The following is a 23,046-nucleotide window of genomic DNA, read 5'->3' on the forward strand; positions in this document are numbered from 1 at the left end:
GGAATATACCACTTGGGAGGCGCTGTGAAAATGGATGCTCGTGCAGAAGCGTTTGTTAGGCGCGTTCAGCAGTATGTCGCGGAGGGAATCACAATGGGAGAGGTGGCAGCCCGGGAAGGAATCGCTTACGCATCCGTCCTTCAGCGCCTTCGCCGCTGCGGATTCAGATACGACCGTTACACCATGGATATTGTACCCCTGTCGCAAATGCCCGGACAACACATCGTGGAAGGCAATCCACTCCCTGCCCGGGCGGTTCACGTCGTCGAAAGTCTTCGCCTTGTCAATTCCGATCCAGATGAAGTGGCTCGGAGGTTTGATTTTAGGGACGTGGAGGAAATGGCGGGTTATCTGAAACTCAACGGAATGGTTTGGTCCACAGACTTGAACGACTATGTACCAACAAAAAAATTTCCTCACACAGAAAAGTCTACTGGCGGTACGACCGAGATGTTCGCACTGATAGATGCGCTCGCATCATTCCTCATAAGACCGTCTACCGTTAAAGAAAACGGCCGTGACGTGATGCCGGCTAAAAGAATTCACCAGTTAGACAAGCCTGCCACCATTCCACGGTATCGTACCGGCGCTCGACGATTGCCGAAGACCTTGACCATGGCCTTAAACCTGCAGCAGCTGTTAGGCAAGGTTTCACGCGAATGCAACATGAAACAGAGTGAGGTTTTTGAGGTAGCCTTTATCGACTTTTGCATCAAATATGGATATGAAGAAGACGTTCGGAATTTGCTTTGCTAGTTCCATCTCGTGGACTGGTCTACTACGACCTTGTCTATATTCCGCGTGATTTATCGTCGACGCTCCCTTCTAACACTCTCCACGATTCACGTTGAAGCCGTCTTTTGTTTTCCACAACTTAAAAGTGCAGAAGGCATCCACCCTTTGACAGGCAGAACGATGGAATTTCACGGGCTCAACTGAGACCCTGGGAGACATGAGAGGGTAAGCCACAAAGGTGAATGTGGACATCTAATGTGCGTCCATATTTTAGAAAAAGGGGCATAGCCTCTATTTACGCACACCCATGTATCTGATCCAGGCGTCACACCCGTATCTTCCACACAATCTGTTTGTAGAGTCAAACGAGAAATACTGCGAATGAGCTAGAATGAGGAAGAAAACGAAGGATCTTAGAGAGAGAAACGCGGTGTTCAAATTCCCTACTATAGAATTCCGTGCTTCGCGTGTGGGTGCACTTGACATGGAGCCTCTGCGGGCATGATTCCTTACTGCAACAAGGCTGGCAGGACGCTCTGCCATGAATTCGGATCGGCTATCAAGCCCACCACTCCATGTCAAGTGCATTTAAAACCGAGAAAAATACCGTCATGTTTTTCTGTATTTCATTTTATGTATGGATTGCTCACTTACGACGTACGTAATGGTGCAATGGCGCACTCAAGTTCACTGTCTTGACAACAAATACCGACAAACGCACTTGAAACGTACGCTTACAGGCATCGTTGCAGCGTCAATGGTTCTCGGCACAATGGCGCCGGTGGCGTTGGCCAGCACGAGCTCAAGCAAGTACACATGGTCGACGCGTTCCATTTCGGAAAACGGTCAAGCCATCTCAGCACTCGCTAAGGTTCCTGGCTTCACCTACGACAACACGTACTACATCTCCGTCTACGACGTTCAGTACCTTCTGAACCAGTTCGGAGCGAAGGCAACATGGGACAACGGCACGCTGAACATCACCACGAGCAACACCGTTGACACCTCCAAGCTCCCGACGAACCAACCTTCCAACGCCAACGCATTCATCAATGTGAATGGCAAGCAGGTCTTCAAGGGCAACCACATCGTGTTGACCCCTCCGGGCGGCAAGTTTGCGACCTCGTTCATGCAAGTCTATGACCTGCAGCAGGTCCTGAACGCCCTAGGGTATGACGCCAGCGGCTACAACGGCGCGGCGGGTACATGGAACATTCTCAACGGTCCTTCTGTCGGCAATGTTACTGGTAAAGTAAACAGTGATGACACTGTGACAGTAACAGGTACAGACGCAAATGCGGACTTCGTAACCGTTAGCGTAGACGGAGGTACGCCAGCGAATGCAACGCTGAATTCCGACGGTACGTTCACGTACAAGACGGCCGCGCTTGGCATCGGATCGCACAGCATTTCTGTTGTTGCGTACAAGGGAACTACAGCTTCCAAGGCTGCTACCGCTTCAGTCACAGTGGCTGCTCCGGCTGTCCAGAGTGTAAAAGCTCTGAACCTGAAGCAGGTGCAAGTGTACTTCAACAAACCTGTTGACTCCACAACGGCTGGTGACATTTCCAATTACGGAATTTACACATCTGCCGGCGGTTCAACAAATTTGGTAGCTGCCACGGGTACCGCTGACGTGCAGTCCGACGATATGAGCGTCATTCTGACCTTGGCTACTGGCCAAACCTTGACCAACAACGGCACGTTCGAAGCGACTGTGTCCGGTGTCAAGGATCAAGCCGGCAACAAAATCGCCGACTACGACCAGTCCGGCATTGCTGTCTCTGATACGACCGCACCGACGGTAACTGGTGTTACTGCAACTGGTCCTCGGACCATCCAAGTAACATTCAGTGAGCCGGTGAAGAGTGCCTCCAGCAACTTGGCTGGCGATTTCGCGGTGGATAACGGCAACTATGTGGTATCGAGTGCAACCGCTAGCGGTGACACTGTAACCGTCGTCGTAGGTGCGCCCTTGACTGACGGCTCACACACGATTGCTGTAAACAGTGGTACAACAGATTTGGAAGATTATGCTTCATTGCCGGTAGCTGCGACGAGCAAGAGCTTCTCAGTGACTGCTGTCACGACCGCACCGACGGTATCAATCGCTTCCGCAAGCCAGACGAAGGTCGTACTGAAGTTCAGTGCTCCAGTATCGGAAGCTGCGGTTAGTGCTGCGACCATTTATGGCGTCTACAATAACGCGACTTACGGTGATGTTGCGACTCCATCCCCCGATACAAATGCGACAACCTACAGTGACGGTACTACGACATACGCCGACACGTACGACCTCAGCTTTGCGTCGCCGTTGCCGACCGGAACGGATGCGTTCTACATTAACAACAACACATCCACACCGATCGTTGACGCTTGGGGCAATAAGGTTGCAGATACAACGTTGAGTGCATCCATCGCTAATGATACAACGGCACCGACCGTTACGAGTGCTACGATTGCACCGAACGCCGGCAAGACAGCCCATACAGTCACCGTTGTATTCAGCAAAGACGTTAAAGATGTGTCTGGTGCTGCACCGGGGACAGCTAATGTCGTGCTGAAGAACTCTGACGGCACTCCTGTCTCGTTGTCGCTGGATGGGTATAATGCATCCACGGATACGTTGACACTGGATACGACAGCGGGATTACTGCCTGGTGGTACGTATACTTTGACGGTTCAAAACTTGGAGGATACTACACCTAACGAGAATAAGCTGGCAACGTATACGGCCACGATCAATGTGCCGAACATCATTCCGCCAACAGCTACCGCAACCTATAAGACAACTGGTAAGTCTGTTGAGGTGTCTTACAGCACGGCTATGTCTACATCTGGAACAAGTTCGATTGCAAATGCTGCGAACTATCAAGTTGTAGGCAACGGCGCAAGCTCAGCGGATCCGATTTCCGCTGTGAAGGTCCTTGACGACAAGGACGTTGTCCTGACGTTGGAAAATGCACTTCCGGCCGGGGATCCGACGGTTAGCATTCAAAACGTAACGGACACCAATAATAATCCGCTGAAGTCGTTTGGTGCTGATTCCATCACTGCATCGGCTGATAATGGCGCGCTGGTGACCTCCGTGAAGGCAATTAGCACTAGCGAAGTCCAAGTGACATTTGACCGTGCACTGACTGGATTCTCGGCTGCTGGGTGGAGCTTCGACGATGCTACGTCAACTCCGTCGGCATCGGCGGACACCGTTGGATATCTGCAGTCTGTGACAACGAACTCGGATGGCGACTCTGTCGTAACCCTCCATCTGGCCACGCCGCTCCACGCGGATGCAACAGATGGAACGGCCAACCTGGAATTGGAGATTGGCTCTGGTAACACAGCGGTCGACGCACTGGGTGTGGCGCCGCAAGTGAATACACCGGCAACATCATACAATCCCACCGCGGATGCGTATGATGTGGTCGATGCTATTGCGCCAACGCTTACGTCGGTTGCGTACACGAACGCGACTACCTTGACTCTGACCTTCAGCGAAGCGCTTGATACGAATACATTTGCGACGAACACCGCTAATGGATTCAGCGTTTCCGGCGGTGGTACTCTGACAAGTGTTTCTGTCAGCGGTGACCAGGTCACGATCACGGGCACAGGCTTTGTCCAGGATTCGACGCAGGTTAGCTACAATAGCGTGGCCGGAGTTGCGGACCTCGCTGGTAACAAGCTTGCATCTTTCTCAGGACAGGTTGCGAAGTAAGTCACTAGCTAAGGTTAGACCAATAAAGAAGGGTCCCACTCGGGACCCTTCTTTATTAGTACGCCCGGCATGGGCGGTCTCTCCAGGGTGCAAGTCCCGAACGGGGGTTGGCGACATACCTACCGTTAGCCAAGAGCAAGGGTGTCCACCGCGAGGTGGAATCTGAAGGAAGCTGGAGGCAAACTCTCGACCCGAGGTACACGAATCGCATTTGAGGCTGTGACAGTTGGATGAGTTGCCTAAACACAACGAAGTCCGAAGTCGCCAAGGGCTGTGGCAGTAAACTGCGGCGGGTGCATGAGAGGAAAGAGGCCGTTCTTATCCGGGGAGGCCTGTCCGATACGCCAGTATAGCTGGTAACCGTCACCGGGAGGTGGCGCTGAACGGGCAGGAGTCAGCAGAGGCCATAGTACCTCGGCAAGCGCTTGTCGAGGGAAGGGCTGAACATGAAACGAGGATGGACTGGATGCGTTCGCACGACGAGCAGAGACAGCAGAATACCCCGCAAGGGGCCTCCACTCAGAGGGTAGCGGTGAAGCCGCGAGAGGCTGAGGAGAGAGGGCCGAGTTCGTCGTCGGTACAAGGACAGAACCCATCCTGCGAGGACAGTACCAACTTGCTGGAGAGGATGCTGCAGCGGGAGAACATGCTGCAAGCCCTCAAGCGAGTCGAGTCGAACAAAGGAGCGCCGGGCGTGGACGGAGTGACGGTAGAACAACTACGGTCGTATGTCCAGACGCACTGGGCTGACATCCGTCAGCAGTTGCTCGCGGGAACCTACAAGCCTCAACCCGTCAGGCGGGTCGAAATTCCGAAACCCGGAGGCGGGATGAGGAAGTTGGGGATTCCCGCTGTGATCGACCGACTCATCCAGCAAGCGCTTCTCCAGGTGCTCACACCCATCTTCGACCCTGGATTCTCACCGAACAGCTACGGGTTTCGCCCTGGGCGGAATGCCCATGACGCGGTGAAGAAGGCGCAGGAGTACATCCGAGAAGGGTATGCATGGACAGTCGATATGGACTTGGCGGCATTCTTCGACCGCGTGAACCACGACATGCTGATGGCACGAGTGGCACGCAAGGTGAAGGACAAGCGAGTTCTGCGGCTGATACGGGCGTATCTGAACGCGGGTGTGCTGGAGAATGGAGTTGTGGTGCGAAGTGAAGAGGGCACGCCACAAGGCGGGCCACTCAGCCCACTCTTGGCAAACATCCTGCTGGACGACTTCGACAAGGAGCTTACGAAACGTGGGCACAAGTTTGTCCGTTACGCGGACGACTGCAATGTCTACGTAAAGTCCCGCAGGGCTGGCGAACGGGTGATGGCGTCGCTTACGAGATACCTGGAGGAGGATCTAAAACTCAAGGTCAATCGAGACAAGAGTGCCGTAGACAGACCACAGCGACGAAAGTTTCTGGGGTTTAGCTTCCTGTACGGGAAGCAGGCGCCGATTCGATTGGCCGACAAGACCATCCAGCGATTCAAGGACAGGGTGCGCCAGATTACAAGCCGAACACGAAGCATGCCGCTGGCAGAGCGGATACGCCAACTCAACGCCTACATGATGGGCTGGGTGGCGTACTTCCGACTCGCACAGATGAAAGGGCATTGTGAACGGTTCGACGAGTGGATACGCCGAAGGCTCAGAATGTGCATCTGGAAGCAGTGGAAACGGGTGAGAACCCGATACCGCGAACTCCGTGCATTGAACCAGCCGGAATGGGTCGTCCACATGATGGCAAACTCGCGCCGAGGGCCATGGTTCATGGCGAAGAACCTGAACAACGCCATGGACAAGGCGTACTTTGAGGCACTTGGTCTGAAGAGTCTTCAGGAAAGGTACTTGCAGCTTCGTAGTGTTTCATGAACCGCCGTATGCGGACCCGCATGTACGGTGGTGTGAGAGGTCGGGGGCTAGGCGCCCCCTCCTACTCGATTTGACGGACGGGTTCGCTCCGTTAAAGGCAAGCGAATGTGAAGGTTGTTACTGCTGTCCCACTTGGCAAGAGGATCAAGGCAAAAGATCATTGATTTCCTCAACATACATCTCAAGTCTCGTAAGTCATTTGGGCTACGTCCCCACTTTCAAGGAGTACGTGGAATTATTTAGGTTAGTTGCTGCACAAGCCCCCAATAGGCGCTCAACGAGTCGGTCACCAAATCCTCGTCGATTGTATCGATACGTGTATTCCTCCATGTACAGCTGGTCGTCAGTTTGACGGCCATGATATGTGCCGTCGATGAATTTCTTGAAGTTACTGATCGCCTTGTCCAGCCACTGGAACGTTTCGTTCTTGCTTTCATCTTTCGAAGTCGTTATCAGATGACTCTGTACCTCCAGTGCCTCTGCGCAACTGGCGTAGGTCGGCCATCCGTCCGTCTCCAAGATGACGTTTGCGGTGATTCGCCTGGAGAGCACCTTCAGCACGGAGCGTTTGCCCACATCGCTCACCAGATCCATGAACAGATACTGCGGCTTGCCCTGCTTCAATGAGATACCAGCCACCACAGGGACCTGTTCCGTACCGCGCCCGCGCTTGCCTCCTTTGCTTTCACCGCCCAGATAAAAATCGTCGACCTGAACGATACCGTCGAGCTTGTACTTGGCATTGCGGTCCGCCATCGCGATCCGAATCTTGCGCAACATCAGCCATGCGGTCGGATACGACACGCCTAACGCGCGCTCGAGGGTTGTGGCAGCGATGCCGCCCTTGTCATTTGCCACCAAGTATATGGCAAGAAACCATTTCGTCAGTGGCGTCTTGCTCTTGTGAAAGATGGTGCCTGACGTGACCGACGTTTGGCGATGGCAATCCTTGCACTCAAAGAGGGGCACGCGGTTTTCCGAATCCCTTCGATGTGTAGCTTGCACCCGCATTGCGTTACGACTGCCGCACTTCGGACAGCAGAATCCTGACGGCCAACGGAGTGAGATGAGATGTTCCTCACATGCAGACTCCTCGGAAAATCGATTCATGAAATCGACCAGGTTCATCGTCGATCACCTCAAATGGGAACGTACGTTCTACACTTAAAATATCACTTTGTCCCCACTTTGACTACCGAACTTTCGAGACTTGACATGTATGTAACACAATTTCTTCGTTTACTTGAAATTCGCTTAATGAAATGGAAGGTATAGTTCTCTGGATTCGTGGGAGGGTTAAGTATGCAGACCGTATTGCCAGTAGTCTTACACGGAAGCACATGTTGGGACGATGAAAGACTGCCCGTTGATGAATTCGAACACCGTCTCCGCCATGTGAGGCTGGAGATGATCCGGCTGGGAATGGATGGGCTTGTGATCTATGGCGATCGCGTGGATTACTCCCTCTTAACCTACTTGACCCACTATATTCCGAAGCACAGTTCCGCCATCCTCCTGGTGCCAGTGGTTGGGGAACCGACAATGATTGCAAAAGTGGCCGGTACGCGAGACATTCCTTCGATTCGGCAGTTGACTTGGTTAGCGGATCTTCGAACGGCTAATAACATTAAGAAGGATGTCCAGGAGTTCTATGAAAACATAAGTGCCGGCGGTAAGGCGGTTCAGATAGGTGCGGTTGGCCTCGGGCGGATGAAGCAGCCAATGTATCAGGATGTAATGGCTGGGCTCGACACAGAGACGGTGCCATCCTACGACTCGGAATTCGAGCATCTATTGTGCCAGAAGCGTCCTCGTGAAGTGGCTGTCATGCGCGAAGCAGCAAGCATACTAGGTTCTTCGGTCGCCTCGATGAAAGAGGCCATGTCCAGGGGATGCGGTGTGGTCATCTCCGTTCTGGAGGCGGAACGAACTGCGCGTAACCTTGGCGCTCAAGATGTACGCATATTGTACAGCTTGGACCGTGGACAAACTTTTGAGCCGTTTATAACTACTTCTGAGGTGCGAAATGATCCATTGGTGACTTACTTCGCAGTAGAGTTCCGTGGGTATTGGGCCGAGGGCATGGTCAGTCTGACACAGAATGAACGTCCCATTGATAAAACGGCGCGACAACTCCTGGCCTTTCTGGAGAAGTCTCTCGTCCCCGGTGTCTCCATCCCCGACATCGTCGGGAAAGTTCAAACGATGGTTGCACCGTACCATCTGCATCGTCTGGTGCAGGGTGGCTTTGGTCATGCGATAGGGTTATCTGTAGAAGAGCAGCCGTATTTGCGGGGTACCGCAGGACTGTATGTACCTGATTCAGCTGGTGATTCAATCATTGAAAAGAATCAGGTATACAGCATTTACATTGGACTCACCGACGGACAGTCTGAAAACTCTCTGATGTCCAGAATGGTACTTGTGCAAGAACATCAGAATGAGATTTTGTGGTCAGAGCATTTGCCAGTCGGAGGGAGCACCCATTGACAGCCCTCAGACAGCTCGCTGAATATATCGTCGGTGCGACATTTACCCGTACAGATTTGGAGGAGGCGAGTCTCCACGCAGCAGACACTTTCATCGCTAATGCCTGTGGCTGTCAAACGACGGAAGGGCAAAAGATTTCTTCCTTATTAAATGGTGCTGACCACGGTGTGTTACCAAACAGGCTTTTGACCGAGAGCGATCTTCTTCAACGGCTCTCACTTCGGAGCGCGATTACGCGGTTGACGGAGATCGATGATATTCATAGAGCATCGTGTGTGACTCCCGGCGTCGTGGTGGTTTCGACGGCTGTGGAATTGTGGAAGGCGTCTGGCGGTTGTTCGGCCGCGTCGTTTTTGGAAGCGATTATTGTCGGGTATGAGGCGATGACTCGCCTTGGCAGAGTTATCCAGGGTGCCGACGTCGTGTATCGCGGGATTTGGCCCACATACTTTTGTGCAGCTGTCGGGAGTGCCACGGTAACTGCCCGGCTTCTTGGACTGTCGGAAGAGGCAACTGCTCACGCACTTTCAATGGCGTTGACCCTTTCCACCGGTGGGGTGAACCGAGGAAACAGTTTTCCGTTTCGATGGATGACCTTGGGACGTGCCACTGCGGATGGATGTTACGCTGCGATTGTTGCGGCCAATGGATTCACGGGGACATCGGACCTCAGTGATACCTGGTTCCATCAAACCTACGGCTTGCAATCAAATATCGCCCTTCTCACGAGTGGTCTTGGTGACACACCCCAAATTTATCAGTGCAGCTTGAAACCTTATTGTGCAGCGAAGCAAGCCATCCCTTCCATCGAGGGCATGAAGAGGGCTTTGGAGAGTGGTGTTCGCATTGATGATGTTGAGGAGATTCGTGTGTTTGTGCCGCCTCAGTTTGTAACTATGATAGATCATCCACCGGCCAATCGGCTTTTCTCCATATCAAGCGTTCCCTATGGACTGGCGATTTCCGCGCATCTTCCTGAGCAGTTGTACAATGTGTCGCGGGACGGGATCGTGATGAATCCGCAGGTGTTGGATTTGATGAACCGCGTGAGCGTGTATCCGGATGCGGGGTTGCTTGCGGATTATCCGGAGGTCTGGGCGACACGGGTGGAAGTAAGGACCAGGCATGAGACCCGTGTTGAGGACGTGGTGGAGACCCTGGGCGATCCGGAAATGCGGCTGGACATGCAAGGGTTGGAGCAGAAGTGGCGCACTATTTTGGATACGGGTGACAGTGATGGGGTGAGGCTGGTAAGGCTGTGTTTAGAGGTAGTTTGTGACGTGGAGCGGGTGATTGAGGCTGCGATGGAGGTTGCTGGCTATGTTGGGTAATGAGAGTGCGGGCTGATCCGACTGTTATACCTGAGTAGGAAACTAGTAAGGTTCGGACTTGGGTACGGAGTGAGCGGGTAATCACCCCCGGAGAAGCGTGGGCTACGACTCCTTAATACCACAACGTGTCGTATACAGAACGAAGCCTGTACTGCCCATAGTGTTGCGGTTCCGTTAATTACAAAGTTAAAAGGCGTGGAGGGACATTTATGAACGCTACACCACATGGATAAGCGGACCAGAGACTAGTCCAGAAAATTTGGCTGCGTACACTATGCTGGATGCTTTCCAAAAGGCGCGGGTATCATATATATTTGGTAATTTTGGAAGCGATCACACGGTGGTCATTGAAGGACTTGCTCGCGCGAAAGTAAACGGGATTAACATGCCGCAAGCAATAATTTGTCCTCATGAAATCGTTGCATTATCAGCAGCGCACGGGTACTCATTGGTCACAGGCGAAGCGCAGGTAGTCATGGTGCACTGTGATGTTGGCACGCAAAATTTAGGCGGTGCTGTTCATAACGCGTCTCGCGCACGAATACCAGTTCTTATCTTCGCAGGTGAGACTCCCTTTACGTTGGGTGGCGAACTACCGGGTACAAGAAACCGAACGGTGAATTTCCATCAAGACATCTTTGATCTCATCTTCGCGCTATAAACTGGGCTAACCAGCTGGAAATTACACCTGTAAGCACAGTTGGTTGAGCGGGCTCATTTGCCTTCCGTTTTCTGGTTCTATGAAACTGCGATCATTTGTAAATTTGATCACATATGGTAATCCACGGTACGTGTTGCGGTCGGTTGCTTAGGCCAGCTTATTCATCTCGCTGTACACGCTCGTGCCCGCGCCGAGCATTTCGAGGATGCGTTTAGGCTGCCCATCGACCTGAGGTCCTTTGCGAATGACTCGCTCGTCCGCGTGGATGAGTACCATCGCCAGTCCATCGAACATCTCCAACAGTGACGTCCCCGTTGGGCGCATACTCTTTCTCTTTCCGGGTAGGATGAGCGGTTCGGATTCTTTGGCCATCTGCACTCGAATCATGTATTCAAAGGTCGCATACAGGATAACGGCCATGAGCATCAGACACCCGAATGCTTCCACCCGGTCAGGATTTTGTAAGTACACAGGTCCCACGAAGTAGGGACTCTTCAGGAAACGGAAACGGTACTCAACTTCGATTTGCTCCTTATAGGCCTGAAGCACTTCCACGTTGCTCATGGCCTGTTCGTCGAGCACATTGGTAATCAGCACAAACATCGATGCGACCCGTCTAGCCTCTTCCAGCGCCTCCGGACTGGGCTCATGGATAGTGACTCGGTTTCGGAACACCTTACGCGTTGGCGCAGGAGCATCCTTGCGCGGTCGTCCCCGAGTCGGACGTTTGAGCACTTCCATCTCTTCGTTCGTCTGAACCTCAATCGTGTGGTAACCCTTAAGGCTCTTGAACAATTCCGCAGCGGCTCGCTCTGCATCCTCCCGGCATGAGTAGGTTCGCTCACTTTCTTCAGCCGCTACCCGGGTGAACTCCCTGTACTCAGTCTCAATGAGCTTCTCCAATCGCTTCCTCTTGCGTTCGTCCAATGCGCTCGACTGGACTGCAATAAACCGGTAACGTAACCCATCCATCTCTCGATGAAATGACTGAATGCGGTAGGTGGCTGTGTCTTGCCGCTCTCCCAATCTGCCAACGTCTTCCCAATAGTTTCTCTCCAATGCACTGCGCTTCACCTTGTCACACATGGCAAATGTATTGGGTAAACGAGAGATGAACCGAACACCGTGTTCATGAAAGAGCGGCAGGTTCTTCGTGGTGACAGCGGCGGAATCCGCGATATAAAGGGTCTGGCTAAGCTTCTGTGCTGGAAGACTTTCAGCCAGCTTGGCAATAGTTTGCGCATTCCAAGTCTTGTCGTCGAGGTTCCCGTTCTCAGGGCTTGCCAAGAGCGGGATACCGTGTGCGGTGACCATGCCGAAGATCACTTGTTTCAAGTCAGGTCTGTGATCTTTGGAATACCCCCTGGTAATCTCGAGACGGCTGCCTTCCTCATCATCCGGGGCACTCCGGTAATTCCGATAATGACCGTAGAACGACATGGACGTGGTATCTCCATGCAGGCGGTCCAAGGGCACAGAGGCAAAGTCCAGTGCTGAGAATGAGGCCATACTCAACACCCCGTCTATGCCGGCCTCATGAATTGCATCCAGAGCACGGCCAAGGGCGTCGTCATTCAGCGCATCCGACGCCACATCCGGACCTACAAGCGACTCTACATCGTATACTTCATAGAACTCCTGCACTTTATACAAGGCCTTACGGTCAGTCAGGATGTTGACCAACAGAGCTTTTGCTCGTTCACCCACAGAAACCCGACAGTCCTCAGGCGCAACCTCAACAAGCTCATCTACCTTGCCCACCCAACCCAGTTGGTCAATCATCCATGACCAGATGGGACCTGAGCCAAGCTTCTTGGTTGTAAGTTTGAGATTATCAAGCAACTGGAAATCCTCCTCGGCATGCAACAGCCATGGAGGATATTTCGACCCGGACGGCCAACTCACCTGCAATAATTCACTTATAACCTTAGGTTACAGCGCGGAAGATGAGTCGTATCGTTGACGGACTTCCATTACAAATTGTTCAGCCAACTCTACGGAAAATGATTATACACCACGCTCGGCAAAATACTTGTATAGCTCCTTCCAAGCGTAATCATACTGCCACCGCGTGACTATGTTGCATTGGCTTGATTGCGTTTCTTGTTTGCGCAATCAATTCTTCCAGCAGTAATCGCTCCACTATGTCTACCCCCCAACATTTTTCCGGGGACGGAACCCGGTGTCATAAGTATGGGAGGGCACTGTAGAGAACTCTATATGTTATCCCGAATCCTCTAATCCTCGGTTGCTGCATGCTGTGTAAATGGTGCGCCCTTCGGGCCGTCCATTACAAAACTTCGGGATAACTAAATCGTCGGGATAATCTTTTGGCCGGCGAGGGCGTGCCGGAATCACTGCAAGCCGATAGTGTTCAGCCATCTGCTGAAACGAGGATTGAATTTCTGGTTCATACCGAGATGGCTTGGTAACCGCGGCTTTGAGGTTATCCGGGACGATGATTGCGGGTGCGCCCCAGAACTCCAGCGTATTGCAGACCGCTTGGATGAGGGAGGGTACGTCCTGGCTTCGACACCCTTCCACATAGGCGTAACTGCTGGCGCCCAGCACAGCAACAAAAATCTGTGCATCGTGAATCTCGCCGGTTTCCGAGTCGATAATGGGCACTGTTGGGCCGGCAAAATCTACGAAGACTTTTTCACCCGCCTTGTGGTGTTGCGGTGCAGCGACTTCGCGTTCAGTCGTCCACTCGCGGTAGATTTCGCAGAAACGCGAGTATCCGTAAGGGCGTTTGTGGGTTCGCGCGTATTCCTCCCACAACAACGTGAGTGTCACCCCCTTCTTGCGTAACTCGGCGTGGACCCAAGCCCAATCGACTGGATCCTTGACTTCGTTGCGCGCGGGCGGCGGGTACAGCACCTCTTTAAGCGTCGCTTCGTCGATGTCTTCTGGTAGCGGCCAGGACCACTGTGACGCCTCGAACCGACGAACGAGCTCGAGGACGGTACTGTGGGAAATAGACAGGCTCTGGCCCACTTTCCGAATACTGAGTCCCTCCTCATACTTGAGTCTGGGTAGCTCTCGAATCTTGCGCATGGTTAACCTCCGATTGGCCAAACCATATCCCCCTCCCAGGCCCTGAATGAGACCCATAAAGAAGCATAAGGAATGGCAGAATGAGATACCCAGCGCCTAAACACGTTTTTCCAATGATGGGAACTAAGAAATGAAAAAGTGAGGGTATAGAGGGAGAAGAACTACCAACAATTAGTGGTCGGTTTCACTCGGAACAGGTGGTCGGTTAGCGTTGGAATGGGTGGTCGGCATTCGTCGGAATCGGTGGTCGGTTTGCTCCGTAATACACAGCCGATGACGTTGGACCGGGACAGAGTGTAACGTGGCAGGCACTTGCAAACGGAGATTATACAAGTGCAGCGAGCAACAAAGTTGAAACACAAGGATTGTCTTGATGGCGTAAAACAAAACGGCCCCTTGTTCGTTTTGGCGAGAGGCTACTTCAACTAACGCCCACAAGATGTTTTATCGTAGGGAATTGTGGGGTGAAATTTGGTGAAATCAACATGGGTATCAGTTGGAGGTCTAGTAGTAGTTGCATTAGCGTGTGTGTTAGCGAGCGTTGACCGCTATCGCTCCATTGGGGTGGTTGACATGCAATATACCGATGCCGTTGGTGCCTTCATGGCCCATATTGACGCGAGGGATTTCAGCCCGAAAACGATCATCGGGTACCGCAGTGATCTTGAGCGATTTCGGCGCTTTTTTGAACGAAAATACAACCTAGGGTGGGCAGTTGAGGAGACGACCCCGGCCGACATCGAAGAGTTTCTGATTTGATGCTGAGGGATAGAGATGGTCTCAAAGGTCCGAGCCGCAATCGAATACTCGCCTGCTTACGCAGCTTCTACGCTTTTCTCGAGAAGCGAGATATATGCGAGAACGTTGCCGTGCAGGTGGATTTCATCGAGCACCACCGCCGCCCGGTCAAGTACCTGCAATTCGACGACGCTTTAAGACTGATTGAAGCAATTGATAACTACCTGATTCAGGTTGTTTCGTATACGCTGTTGCGCACCGGTATGCGCATGTCCGAGGCGACCCGACTCAGGGTGCAGGATGTGAACTTGAACGCATGGCAAATCCATGTGATTGGCAAGCGACAGAAAGAACGGGATAATCCAATCAACACAAATCTGATGGATTTACTCGAGTCATTTGTCGGCGGGATAACAGGAAGGAAGCCGGAAGCTCGGTTTTTCTCACTACCATCGACGTGGCGACGGGAGCGCGCGGGGGGGCTCGCGCAGGAGGGCTGTCTCCGTCCTACTTCAACAAGGTACTCAAAGATACAGTGGAGAGAATTGAATTCCCGGTTCACGTAACAGCACATATGTTTCGCCACACGTTCGCAACCAGTTTTATCAAAAGAGGTGGTTCACTGGTCGATCTTCAGCACCTTTTAGGACACGCATCTCTGACGGTTACGAGCCAGTACCTTCATTCATTGGAGGACGATAGGCGCAGCAGCATTGAACTACTTTGAATTGATTCCCAAGGAGGGTAAACCATGAGCGAAGCGAGGAATTTGAACTACCACAACGCACAAAAGTTTTTGACGCACGTGCAAAATCCATTGGTTCGTCTCTTTGCGACAACGATCCTGTTTACAGGAATGCGGCCATTCGAATGCGCAGGATTACGATACAACGATGTGGATTTGGTTAATGGCGTCATCCACGTCAGGGGCAAGAAGGGGAAATACCGTGCAATACCAATTCACCGGGAACTACATTTGATGCTGGAAGACTATGCTGCATCACGCAGTGAGGAAACGGTGAAAGGCAACGGGTGGTTTTTCGAACGGGCCGATGGGGGTTCTCCACGTCCTTATTACTACACTCGTGTGATAAGACAGACGGCAAAGAAGCTTGGATGGGACGCCCCGACCTCTCCAGCTCAACTACGACACGCATTTGCGACGGAACTTTTTAAGCAGGGCGTTTCATTGAGAACGACAGCGGACGTGTTGGGCCACTGCCACAGGGAGGTGTTTGTCAGACTGTCTCCAATTAACGCCGGGGATTTACGCCAGGCAATTGAAAAATTGCCGTTGTTTATGCTCAGATTATTTGACGTCATTGTCGGTGGATTTTCTTTGATTCGCTGTCGGGGACTTTAGCAGGATATTGTCGAGAAATGCAGAAACGCCCTCTGTGCCCAGTAGGCCCAGGTGGCGTTCCCATCTGCGCAGGGTAACGTAAGTGTACTCGGTTTGGTGGCCAGTTACTTTCGTTCCCTAATTCGAGGCCGAATGGCTCTCGCTGTATGCCTAGCGTATCCATAGAATGCAAATCTGTCAATCCGGTAAGCCCGGAAGAATACGCCCTCGCTGTACAGAAGCTGCTACCGCGCGACGTGCCTTGTATTTACTGTTCACATTCGTATACGTACGTCCACGGATACCGGATTGACACCCTTAGTCTGGACATAGCTCCCGTTTTCTAGCGTTATCTTAGACTTTCACATTTGACTTGGGCATGATACCTGTTTCAACATGTGCCTTGTGGAACTCGGATGGTGATAGAAAATTCAGACTCGAATGCATCCGACGCCCATTGTAATACTCCATGAACTCGACTACCGCTTGGTATGCCTGTGCATAACTCGCAAACTCGTGCCTGGACAGACAGTCATCTTCCAGGATCCTATGGAAAGATTCGATATGTGCGTTCATATTCGGCGTCCTTGGCGGAATTCTTTCGTGCTCCACCTCCAGTTGCTCACATGTCGATTCAAAGACCATGCTGACAAACTGTGGACCGTTGTCGGACCGGATTGTGGGTAACTGCTGAGTTCCGCCAAATAGGCGCCTTTTCCACAGAGCCCGTTTTAACGTATCCACAGCATCTGTCGCTTCACACCGCAGTCCGATGTGATAATCCACAATCTCCCTGTCGAACACGTCGATGTAAGAGAGCACGAAGAAGAACCGGTCCTCACCGTGGACGTATCCATACTTGATATCCACCTCCCAAAGTTGGTTAGGTTCTGTGACTTCACGATTTCTGGCGAGCTTTCGTGGATGCTTCGACTTGATCTTCCGTTGGGGCTTTAGAACCCCGAGTTCCTTACACAGGCGATATACCTTCTTCCTGTTGATAACCAGGTTGTGCTCCCGCCTTAGCCAGTGCGTCAACTTCAGATACCCGTATCCAAAACCATCCCCCTCAATGGCGTTCATAAGCCATTCCTTAACCTGCTCGTCGCTTATCTTTTGCCCATTCTTCGTATAGGTGTATTGGGTCGCAGGACGCCCTCCGGAAGACGTTTTCGGCTTCGGTTCGTGTGTCTGTTGATAATAATAAGTGGACCGAGAGACCCCCACGATGCGCAGCACGATGGTGACTGGATACCCGGCTGTGATCCACTTGTGCGCAATCGCTACTTTATCCGCAAGTGAGGGTTGGCTTTTTTTAACAGGTCACGGAGGATGGAAATTTCAAGGGCCTGTTCGCCCATTGTCTTTTTCATCCGCTCATTTTCTGCAATCAATTGCTGCTGTTCTGCTTGCAGAGCCTGCAGTTCCTCAGCAGTTGCATGTGTAACCTTACCCCTGGTCTTGGGGCTCGACATTGCGCTGCCATTCACCTGCTTAATCCAGCGGCGAACCATATTCGCATTCAGGTCATGCTTCCTGGCCACCAAAGACACGTTTCCCGTTTCAGAGCACTCACGAACGATTTGCTGCTTAAACTGCACTGAAAAATTCCGTCGTTCCATATTTCATCCTCCTGCTGTTCCAGTATGCTATCCAGCAGGGAGTCTGTCCAATCCGATTTCGGGGCTTAAGAGATACTACCGTCGTCGCCCATTCGATTTAGGCGAGATGCGCCATGATTTCCTACAACAACGGCGGCAGTGCCCAAGTTGCAAACGGACATTTGCAATCCTGCCATCCTTTGTCGCACCTTTCCAGCGGTATACAATCATGGTCCAGGATCTTCTTGTGAGCCTTTTGGCAGGTACACTGACGGTAGACGCTGCCCTAGCCAAATTGGCCGAATGCGGCGTCTGCTTATCCGAGTCATGTGCCCGCAACTGGTTTACTCGGATTCAGGGGCAGGTGACCAAAGTCATCGCCTTGGTCTCCCGGATTGTCCAGTTTCATCGGCCAGATGTACCACTGCCTCCATTACGCCACAACGTCAGAGACTCGGTATTGTGCACCTATTATGACCGGCTTGTGCTGCTTGACGTGGCTGGCGGCAGTGACTTCTGGAATCTCAGGCGTGAAGTCGTCTGCCTGTTTGCCCCATCGTTGTCGGTGAAGCGGGTGTCGTATGGCCTCTCCCCAGCCCTTCCACCGTAACAACGCTGCTTATCCCACAGAAAACCATCTTCCGAGCGGATGGGACCCGCCCCCAGAATGAGGCTATCTCGTATGGGAAGGAGAAGCTGGACATGCAAGATGATTCGCGACGCCAAATCGCTCTGTTCCGCTATGGTCTTATTGCCCCGATATTGCGGCAAACCGAGAGTGGTGCTCAAAAAGCGATGCTGGAGGAACTGGCTAGTCAGGAACATGAGATGCCAAACGGAGAGAAAAGAAGATTCTCGGAACGCACGCTAGAGCGATATTTGGCAGGCTACCGAAAGGAAGGGGTAGATGGGCTGCTTCCCCAACTTCGGGCAGACGACCGCCGACCGCGGGTGTTGCCCCCTCATGTGATTGAACGAGCTGTGGCCTTGCGTAAGGAACAACCCTTGCGCACAGTGGAGCAACTCATTGTGATGCTGGAGACTGAAGGACTCGTTCCAGAAGGATTTATTCGGCGCAGCACACTGTCCGCGCATTTGCGCAGAGCCAAGGTGGAGCGTACAAAGGCAGTGCGCAAGCAACGTACCTGGCAGCGGTATACCGCCAATGAAGTTCACGAAATTTGGCAATGTGACGTCTGTGATTCCTTGCGCGTCCCAGACCCCAACTCTGGGGGCCAGATGCGGGTAGCCAGATTGGTTGCTGTACTTGACGATAAGAGTCGTTATATCTGCTACGCCGCGTTTTATTTTCGAGAGAATCTGCCGGTGCTTGAGGATGCGTTGAAAAAAGCGATTACTACGCATGGAACGCCGAAAATCTTCTACTGCGACAATGCAAAGATTTACCAGTCAAAACAGTTGAGCGAGGTGGCTGCCAGACTCGGGTTTGAGATTCGTCACTCCCGGCCATTTCTCCCCCAAGGGCGCGGGAAATTGGAACGATACTTCGGCTACGTAGAGCGCTCTTTCCGCCCGGAAGCCGAGTTGTGTGTGAAGAACAGTACCATCCAGAATCTCGACGACCTCAATCGCTACTTCCGTGCCTGGCTGGAGAAAATGTATCACCAGAGAACCCACAGCACGTTGAAAAAACGGCCTGCAGCCGTACTGACCACGCACGGTCCGTTGCGGTTGGTGGACCCGCATGTGCTCGAAGACGCATTTCAATGGACCTACAAGGCAAAGGTGGACAAGACAGCCTGCATTTCAGTGCAGGGAAACACGTACGAGGTTGAGTCCATCCTCGTTGGGCGAACCGTGACGTTGCGCTACAACCCCTTCGACCTCACTCGTATTCAGGTATGGCTGGAGGGCAAGCACTACGCGAATGCCGTCCCGCTGAAGATGCGCCGACACACAGACAAACGTGTAACGCAAGCCGATTCCCCACCTTCAGAGCTACCAACCGAACCAGGGATTTCCTTTCTCGAAACGATTACCGCAGCCCACGAAAAGCAGAGGCAACAGTCGCTTGGGCGAACCTCGTTTGCTCGTGCCCTGAAAGATGGTGAATCTCATGATGACTGAGTTCTTTGGCTTCGCTCAGGAGCCTTTTGACCGTGACATCCCGGTCGAACGCTTGGTGGCGTTTCACGGTCACAGCGAGCTCTCTGCAAGGCTCATCTACGCGACGGAACACCGCCACATGGCACTTGTAACCGGGGACACCGGGACCGGGAAGACAACGGCCGTACGCGCTGTGATGAAGCGAATGGATGAGAGCCAATACAAGTTCATGTATATCGCCAACGCCGGACTTACGCCCAAAACACTATACCGCGTGATTCTCGAGCGTCTGCAGATCCAGCCCAGGTTTCGACAGGTAGATAACCAGGCGCTCGTTCACCAGGTGCTCGAAGAAAGCTACCAAAAAGGCCAACAAGTCGTGATTATCGTCGATGAAGCACATGAACTCGACCCGCAGATGCTGGCCGAATTTCGGTTCCTCAACAATTTTCGGGCTGATTCATTCTCGCCGATTTCCCTCTGGCTGGTGGGACAAACAGAATTGCGGGAGAAGATGAAACTCCGAATCCTGACTTCACTATCCGGGAGAATCCAAATTCGCTACCACATGGGGACGTTGACCGAGGCTGAAGTGCAGGACTATGTCTCGAAGCAGCTGGCGAGCGTGGGTCAGGAGAGAACGATTTTCTCAGCTGATGCCGTGAAGTTGATTGCGAGAACCAGCCAAGGTAATCCCCGGTTGATTAACACACTGTGTCGTGGCGCGCTGATCGACGCTGCAACGTTGGGACACAGCGTCGTTGATAACAGTCATGTGGAGCGGGCATGGATGGAGGTGAGCGGCTCATGACGGGAAATCTACGATTCAGTTCACTGCGGGACCGATGGTACTTTGCAGATGAACAAGATGAACATGACTTGCATTGCGGAGACCCGATTGAAATCGAGATCGGCGACAGATATTACTACGCGAGAATAGAGTGGTGTGCTGAGGGATGGTACGCGATCTTCCACGAAGACGACCAGCGCAGTGACGCATTCGTGCTGATGCGCAACCGAACTTACACTGCGAGGTGGATATACTTCTAGACGAGCACGTTGGCAGGAGGGTCGCCTAAGGCGGCCCCCTTTATTTATTCAAAGGCCGACAAAATGCGTGAAACTTCCGCGCCGATTCCAGGTGACAATGACATCTGGAATTTCACCGTCAAATAATCCGAGCGGCCACATGCCGTTTCTACAGGGAGACCTGCATGAACGGGACGACTGATTAACCGGTCGTAAACCGTAGTACAGCAAACTTTAACGAGGGATTCATGATGAATGAAGTGCAAAGGCAAGCGAGAATACAACAAGTGCTGAGTTCCCTTGAGGCCGGGCTTTCCCGTGACCAGATCGCCGAGGTGCTTGGGATCGACCGCAAGTCACTTGATCAGTTCATGCGGCGCAACCATTTTCCGTGGGACAACATCTACGAGCGGTACGTCAAGAAACCCCAGGAGCAGTCTTTCAGAAGAAACCCCGATCGGTTCCAAAAATCTGATCGGAGGGCACGAAGTATCATTGATGCCTAGTGAACCGGGTGCAAATCCAAAGGATGTGGCAAAGGGCTTGGGATTTGAAAGTGCTGTGCAAATGGGGAAGTACATGAAGGCGAGAGGGTTTGACTGGTCAGATGAAATTGACAACTATGCGCCAGTGGGAACTCCCGTCGAGGGAGATGAAGAGCCTGCGGTTGACGTGGTAGCGGAGTTTAGCAGCGACTCACCGGACATGATGGCTGCGAACGTAATGCCGGGTTCGGTCTTACAACGATATCTGCCCATCCTCATATGGATGGACAGGCACAGGGACCAATTCGTGGCACTGCTTAACACTGGAACGGAGAGTCAAGCGCAGATTCCACGCTATACGGTTCCGGGGCAGCTCACAACGAAGTCGGTACACATGGCGAGTTCTCTGGCGCAATTGGTTCAGGATTTCAGCCGGGAGAAGAATGTTCGGCAACGGGACATTTTCGAAATTGCGTTGCTCGAATTTTTCCGGCGACACGGGTACGCAAAAGAGGTTGAGGCGTTGCTGTCGCTTTGACTAGTTCCACAAGAAGATTACGAAGGGACAAGATGCCGTGCTCATAAAACAGTGCATCGCATGCGGCGGGATATCATTCGGGTTCAAAGCGGATGGCCTGTGGATTTGCCCGTACGACGGCTGCAAGTCGGACCTGTCCGCTACGCCGGGAACGCCAATAATTCCACACGATCCCGGACGTCAAGCGATGGAAGAGATCATGACAGGGATAGCGGAGTACAGAAATCGGCATGGAACCCGTTCATTTGATGGAGGGATAAGTTATGCTGACTACTGGTCTCACCCGCCAGCTTGACGAGTATGGACGAATTATTCTACCCAAGGAATTACGAGAAAGTCATCACATGGACACCGGAGATCCGGTTGCCTTCTTCTTGGAGGCGGATTCTATCATGTTGAAGGCTCATAATCCGGGATGCGTCTTTTGTGGAAATGTCGGCGGGACAAGTGAATACAGGGGATGTATGGTTTGCACCACTTGCAAGGATGAATTGGTTGCGCTGGCCGATTCTAAACGTCAGTCTCAGGCGCACGGTTGACTTACACACGTTGTATATACTTCACCGTGGTCGAACCTATTCGTAGAGTGATAAAATCAGTGGAAAGGTTAATAGAACGGAGGTGCCTGTATGCTGTGGTCCGAAGTAAGAGAAATGTTTCCGGATCAATTTGTGCTGGTTCAGGAGCTGAACTCGCATTACGTCGATGGAAACAAGCTCCGAGTGGATGAGGTCGCTGTTGTGCGCCCCGTGTCTGACCCACATGAAGCTTGGAAGGAGCTATTTTCGGCGCCCAAGGGACAATTCGTGTACCACACATCAAAGCCGGAAGTCGTTATCGAAGTTCGAAACGCTCCAATGATTCGAAGGCAGACGTCAAATGAGAGTTAAGTATCGTGAAGGCCTGCTATTTACGACTGTCACGTTGACACATGGCGGACACACACTTGCCGTTTCGGATGTCATCGTTGATACTGGCGCTGCGCAGTCGCTCATTTCGACTGATGCCGTGGATGAAATTTTCCAGCGCTATGAGCCTAGTGACAAACTCGTCACATTGGGTGGCATCGGAGGGGATGCTGTTTCGGTTCGCAGAAAAATCGATTTGGTCCAGTTAGATGATTTTTCGGCAAGGGATTTTTTCATCGACTTTGCCAGCATGGCAATGCATCCAGGTATCAATGGACTCCTTGGGATGGACATTCTTACAGCAGGCCGGTATACGATCGACCTCGGGGACATGCGGGTCTGGCGTGACACTGACCGATGAAACGGAAAATCGTAAACTTCAACCAAGAGGTGTTTGATGATGCATCCAGTCACGCATTGCTGACATAGGAGGTATTGAAATTCATGAGCAAGAAGGCTGCCCGACAGAGGCGGAA

General features: G+C 52.4%; 22 protein-coding genes. 18 read left to right on the forward strand and 4 right to left on the reverse strand.

The window, feature by feature from the left end; all coding sequences use genetic code 11:
• The first annotated feature begins 30 nt into the window (after positions 1–30).
• From JI721_RS05220 to ltrA, 3 genes are all read left to right on the forward strand, one after another.
• Positions 31–756 carry a hypothetical protein gene (locus tag JI721_RS05220; RefSeq protein ID WP_274457011.1) on the forward strand — a complete coding sequence of 242 codons (726 nt, stop codon included), beginning with the start codon at positions 31–33 and terminating at the stop codon, positions 754–756.
• Positions 757–1,399: 643 nt separating this feature from the next.
• Positions 1,400–4,453, forward strand: a complete 3,054-nt coding sequence (locus JI721_RS05225) for a beta strand repeat-containing protein (protein WP_274457012.1) — start codon at positions 1,400–1,402, stop codon at positions 4,451–4,453.
• A gap of 466 nt (positions 4,454–4,919) precedes the next feature.
• A complete protein-coding gene (gene ltrA, locus JI721_RS05230; RefSeq protein WP_274455618.1) occupies positions 4,920–6,323 on the forward strand; it encodes a group II intron reverse transcriptase/maturase in 1,404 nt (467 codons plus the stop codon).
• Between the two features lie 204 nt (positions 6,324–6,527).
• Here the strand turns inward: ltrA and JI721_RS05235 are convergent, their stop codons facing one another.
• Positions 6,528–7,451 carry an IS1595 family transposase gene (locus JI721_RS05235; protein ID WP_274457013.1) on the reverse strand — a complete coding sequence of 308 codons (924 nt, stop codon included), beginning with the start codon at positions 7,449–7,451 and terminating at the stop codon, positions 6,528–6,530.
• 174 nt (positions 7,452–7,625) lie between these two features.
• On the opposite strand from JI721_RS05235, the gene JI721_RS05240 reads away from it, so the two are divergent.
• From JI721_RS05240 to JI721_RS05250, 3 genes are all read left to right on the forward strand, one after another.
• The gene (locus JI721_RS05240) at positions 7,626–8,813 is read left to right on the forward strand and encodes a M24 family metallopeptidase (protein WP_274457014.1); all 1,188 of its coding nucleotides are present in this window, start codon (positions 7,626–7,628) and stop codon (positions 8,811–8,813) included.
• Positions 8,810–10,144 carry an MmgE/PrpD family protein gene (locus tag JI721_RS05245; protein WP_274457015.1) on the forward strand — a complete coding sequence of 445 codons (1,335 nt, stop codon included), beginning with the start codon at positions 8,810–8,812 and terminating at the stop codon, positions 10,142–10,144. The genes JI721_RS05240 and JI721_RS05245 overlap by 4 nt, the downstream gene beginning before the upstream one ends.
• A gap of 274 nt (positions 10,145–10,418) precedes the next feature.
• Positions 10,419–10,805 carry a thiamine pyrophosphate-binding protein gene (locus JI721_RS05250; protein ID WP_274457016.1) on the forward strand — a complete coding sequence of 129 codons (387 nt, stop codon included), beginning with the start codon at positions 10,419–10,421 and terminating at the stop codon, positions 10,803–10,805.
• Between the two features lie 147 nt (positions 10,806–10,952).
• On the opposite strand, the gene JI721_RS05255 is transcribed toward JI721_RS05250, so the two are convergent.
• Both JI721_RS05255 and istA read right to left on the reverse strand, forming a co-directional pair.
• Positions 10,953–12,647 carry an IS1634 family transposase gene (locus tag JI721_RS05255; protein WP_274457017.1) on the reverse strand — a complete coding sequence of 565 codons (1,695 nt, stop codon included), beginning with the start codon at positions 12,645–12,647 and terminating at the stop codon, positions 10,953–10,955.
• A gap of 381 nt (positions 12,648–13,028) precedes the next feature.
• Positions 13,029–13,862: an IS21 family transposase gene (istA, locus tag JI721_RS05260; protein WP_274457018.1), complete on the reverse strand. Its 834-nt coding sequence runs from the start codon at positions 13,860–13,862 to the stop codon at positions 13,029–13,031.
• 474 nt (positions 13,863–14,336) lie between these two features.
• Between istA and JI721_RS05265 the strand changes: the two genes are divergently transcribed.
• The 4 genes from JI721_RS05265 to JI721_RS05275 are packed head-to-tail and all read left to right on the forward strand — an operon-like array spanning position 14,337 to position 15,963.
• Positions 14,337–14,621: a hypothetical protein gene (locus JI721_RS05265; protein ID WP_274457019.1), complete on the forward strand. Its 285-nt coding sequence runs from the start codon at positions 14,337–14,339 to the stop codon at positions 14,619–14,621.
• Complete coding sequence (locus JI721_RS05270; protein WP_274457686.1) at positions 14,621–15,166, forward strand: tyrosine-type recombinase/integrase; 546 nt, start codon at positions 14,621–14,623, stop codon at positions 15,164–15,166. Before JI721_RS05265 ends, JI721_RS05270 begins: the two co-directional genes overlap by 1 nt.
• The gene (locus JI721_RS17195) at positions 15,058–15,327 is read left to right on the forward strand and encodes a tyrosine-type recombinase/integrase (RefSeq protein ID WP_407654073.1); all 270 of its coding nucleotides are present in this window, start codon (positions 15,058–15,060) and stop codon (positions 15,325–15,327) included. The genes JI721_RS05270 and JI721_RS17195 overlap by 109 nt, the downstream gene beginning before the upstream one ends.
• Positions 15,328–15,351: 24 nt before the next feature.
• Positions 15,352–15,963, forward strand: a complete 612-nt coding sequence (locus JI721_RS05275; protein WP_274457020.1) for a tyrosine-type recombinase/integrase — start codon at positions 15,352–15,354, stop codon at positions 15,961–15,963.
• Between the two features lie 333 nt (positions 15,964–16,296).
• Here JI721_RS05275 and JI721_RS05280 read toward each other — a convergent pair.
• Positions 16,297–17,564 (reverse strand): IS3 family transposase gene (locus tag JI721_RS05280; protein WP_274455578.1). Its coding sequence is split into 2 segments (ribosomal slippage): positions 16,297–17,243 and positions 17,243–17,564, totalling 1,269 coding nucleotides; the frame shifts between segments, so codons are not numbered across the junction.
• A 208-nt stretch (positions 17,565–17,772) separates the two neighbouring features.
• Here JI721_RS05280 and JI721_RS05285 point away from each other — a divergent pair.
• The 8 genes from JI721_RS05285 (at position 17,773) to JI721_RS05320 (ending at position 22,931) form a co-directional block, all read left to right on the forward strand.
• On the forward strand, positions 17,773–18,153 hold the full coding sequence (locus JI721_RS05285; RefSeq protein ID WP_274454936.1) for a hypothetical protein: 381 nt from the start codon (positions 17,773–17,775) through the stop codon (positions 18,151–18,153).
• Between the two features lie 92 nt (positions 18,154–18,245).
• Positions 18,246–19,631 (forward strand): DDE-type integrase/transposase/recombinase, encoded by a 1,386-nt coding sequence (locus JI721_RS05290; RefSeq protein WP_274454937.1) that lies wholly within the window; start codon positions 18,246–18,248, stop codon positions 19,629–19,631.
• Positions 19,621–20,421, forward strand: coding sequence for an ExeA family protein (locus tag JI721_RS05295; RefSeq protein WP_274454938.1), 801 nt, complete (start codon positions 19,621–19,623; stop codon positions 20,419–20,421). The genes JI721_RS05290 and JI721_RS05295 overlap by 11 nt, the downstream gene beginning before the upstream one ends.
• Positions 20,418–20,660 (forward strand): DUF5348 domain-containing protein, encoded by a 243-nt coding sequence (locus JI721_RS05300; protein ID WP_274454939.1) that lies wholly within the window; start codon positions 20,418–20,420, stop codon positions 20,658–20,660. Before JI721_RS05295 ends, JI721_RS05300 begins: the two co-directional genes overlap by 4 nt.
• 230 nt (positions 20,661–20,890) lie before the next feature.
• Positions 20,891–21,145, forward strand: coding sequence for a hypothetical protein (locus tag JI721_RS05305; RefSeq protein ID WP_274457021.1), 255 nt, complete (start codon positions 20,891–20,893; stop codon positions 21,143–21,145).
• Between the two features lie 37 nt (positions 21,146–21,182).
• The gene (locus tag JI721_RS05310; protein WP_274457022.1) at positions 21,183–21,662 is read left to right on the forward strand and encodes a hypothetical protein; all 480 of its coding nucleotides are present in this window, start codon (positions 21,183–21,185) and stop codon (positions 21,660–21,662) included.
• 263 nt (positions 21,663–21,925) lie between these two features.
• Positions 21,926–22,201, forward strand: a complete 276-nt coding sequence (locus JI721_RS05315; protein WP_274457023.1) for an AbrB/MazE/SpoVT family DNA-binding domain-containing protein — start codon at positions 21,926–21,928, stop codon at positions 22,199–22,201.
• A gap of 340 nt (positions 22,202–22,541) precedes the next feature.
• Entirely contained in the window at positions 22,542–22,931 is a 390-nt protein-coding gene (locus JI721_RS05320; protein WP_274457024.1) for a retropepsin-like aspartic protease, read from the forward strand.
• The last annotated feature ends 115 nt before the right edge of the window (positions 22,932–23,046 follow it).

This window comes from Alicyclobacillus cycloheptanicus (assembly GCF_028751525.1).
Classification (GTDB): domain Bacteria; phylum Bacillota; class Bacilli; order Alicyclobacillales; family Alicyclobacillaceae; genus Alicyclobacillus_L; species Alicyclobacillus_L cycloheptanicus.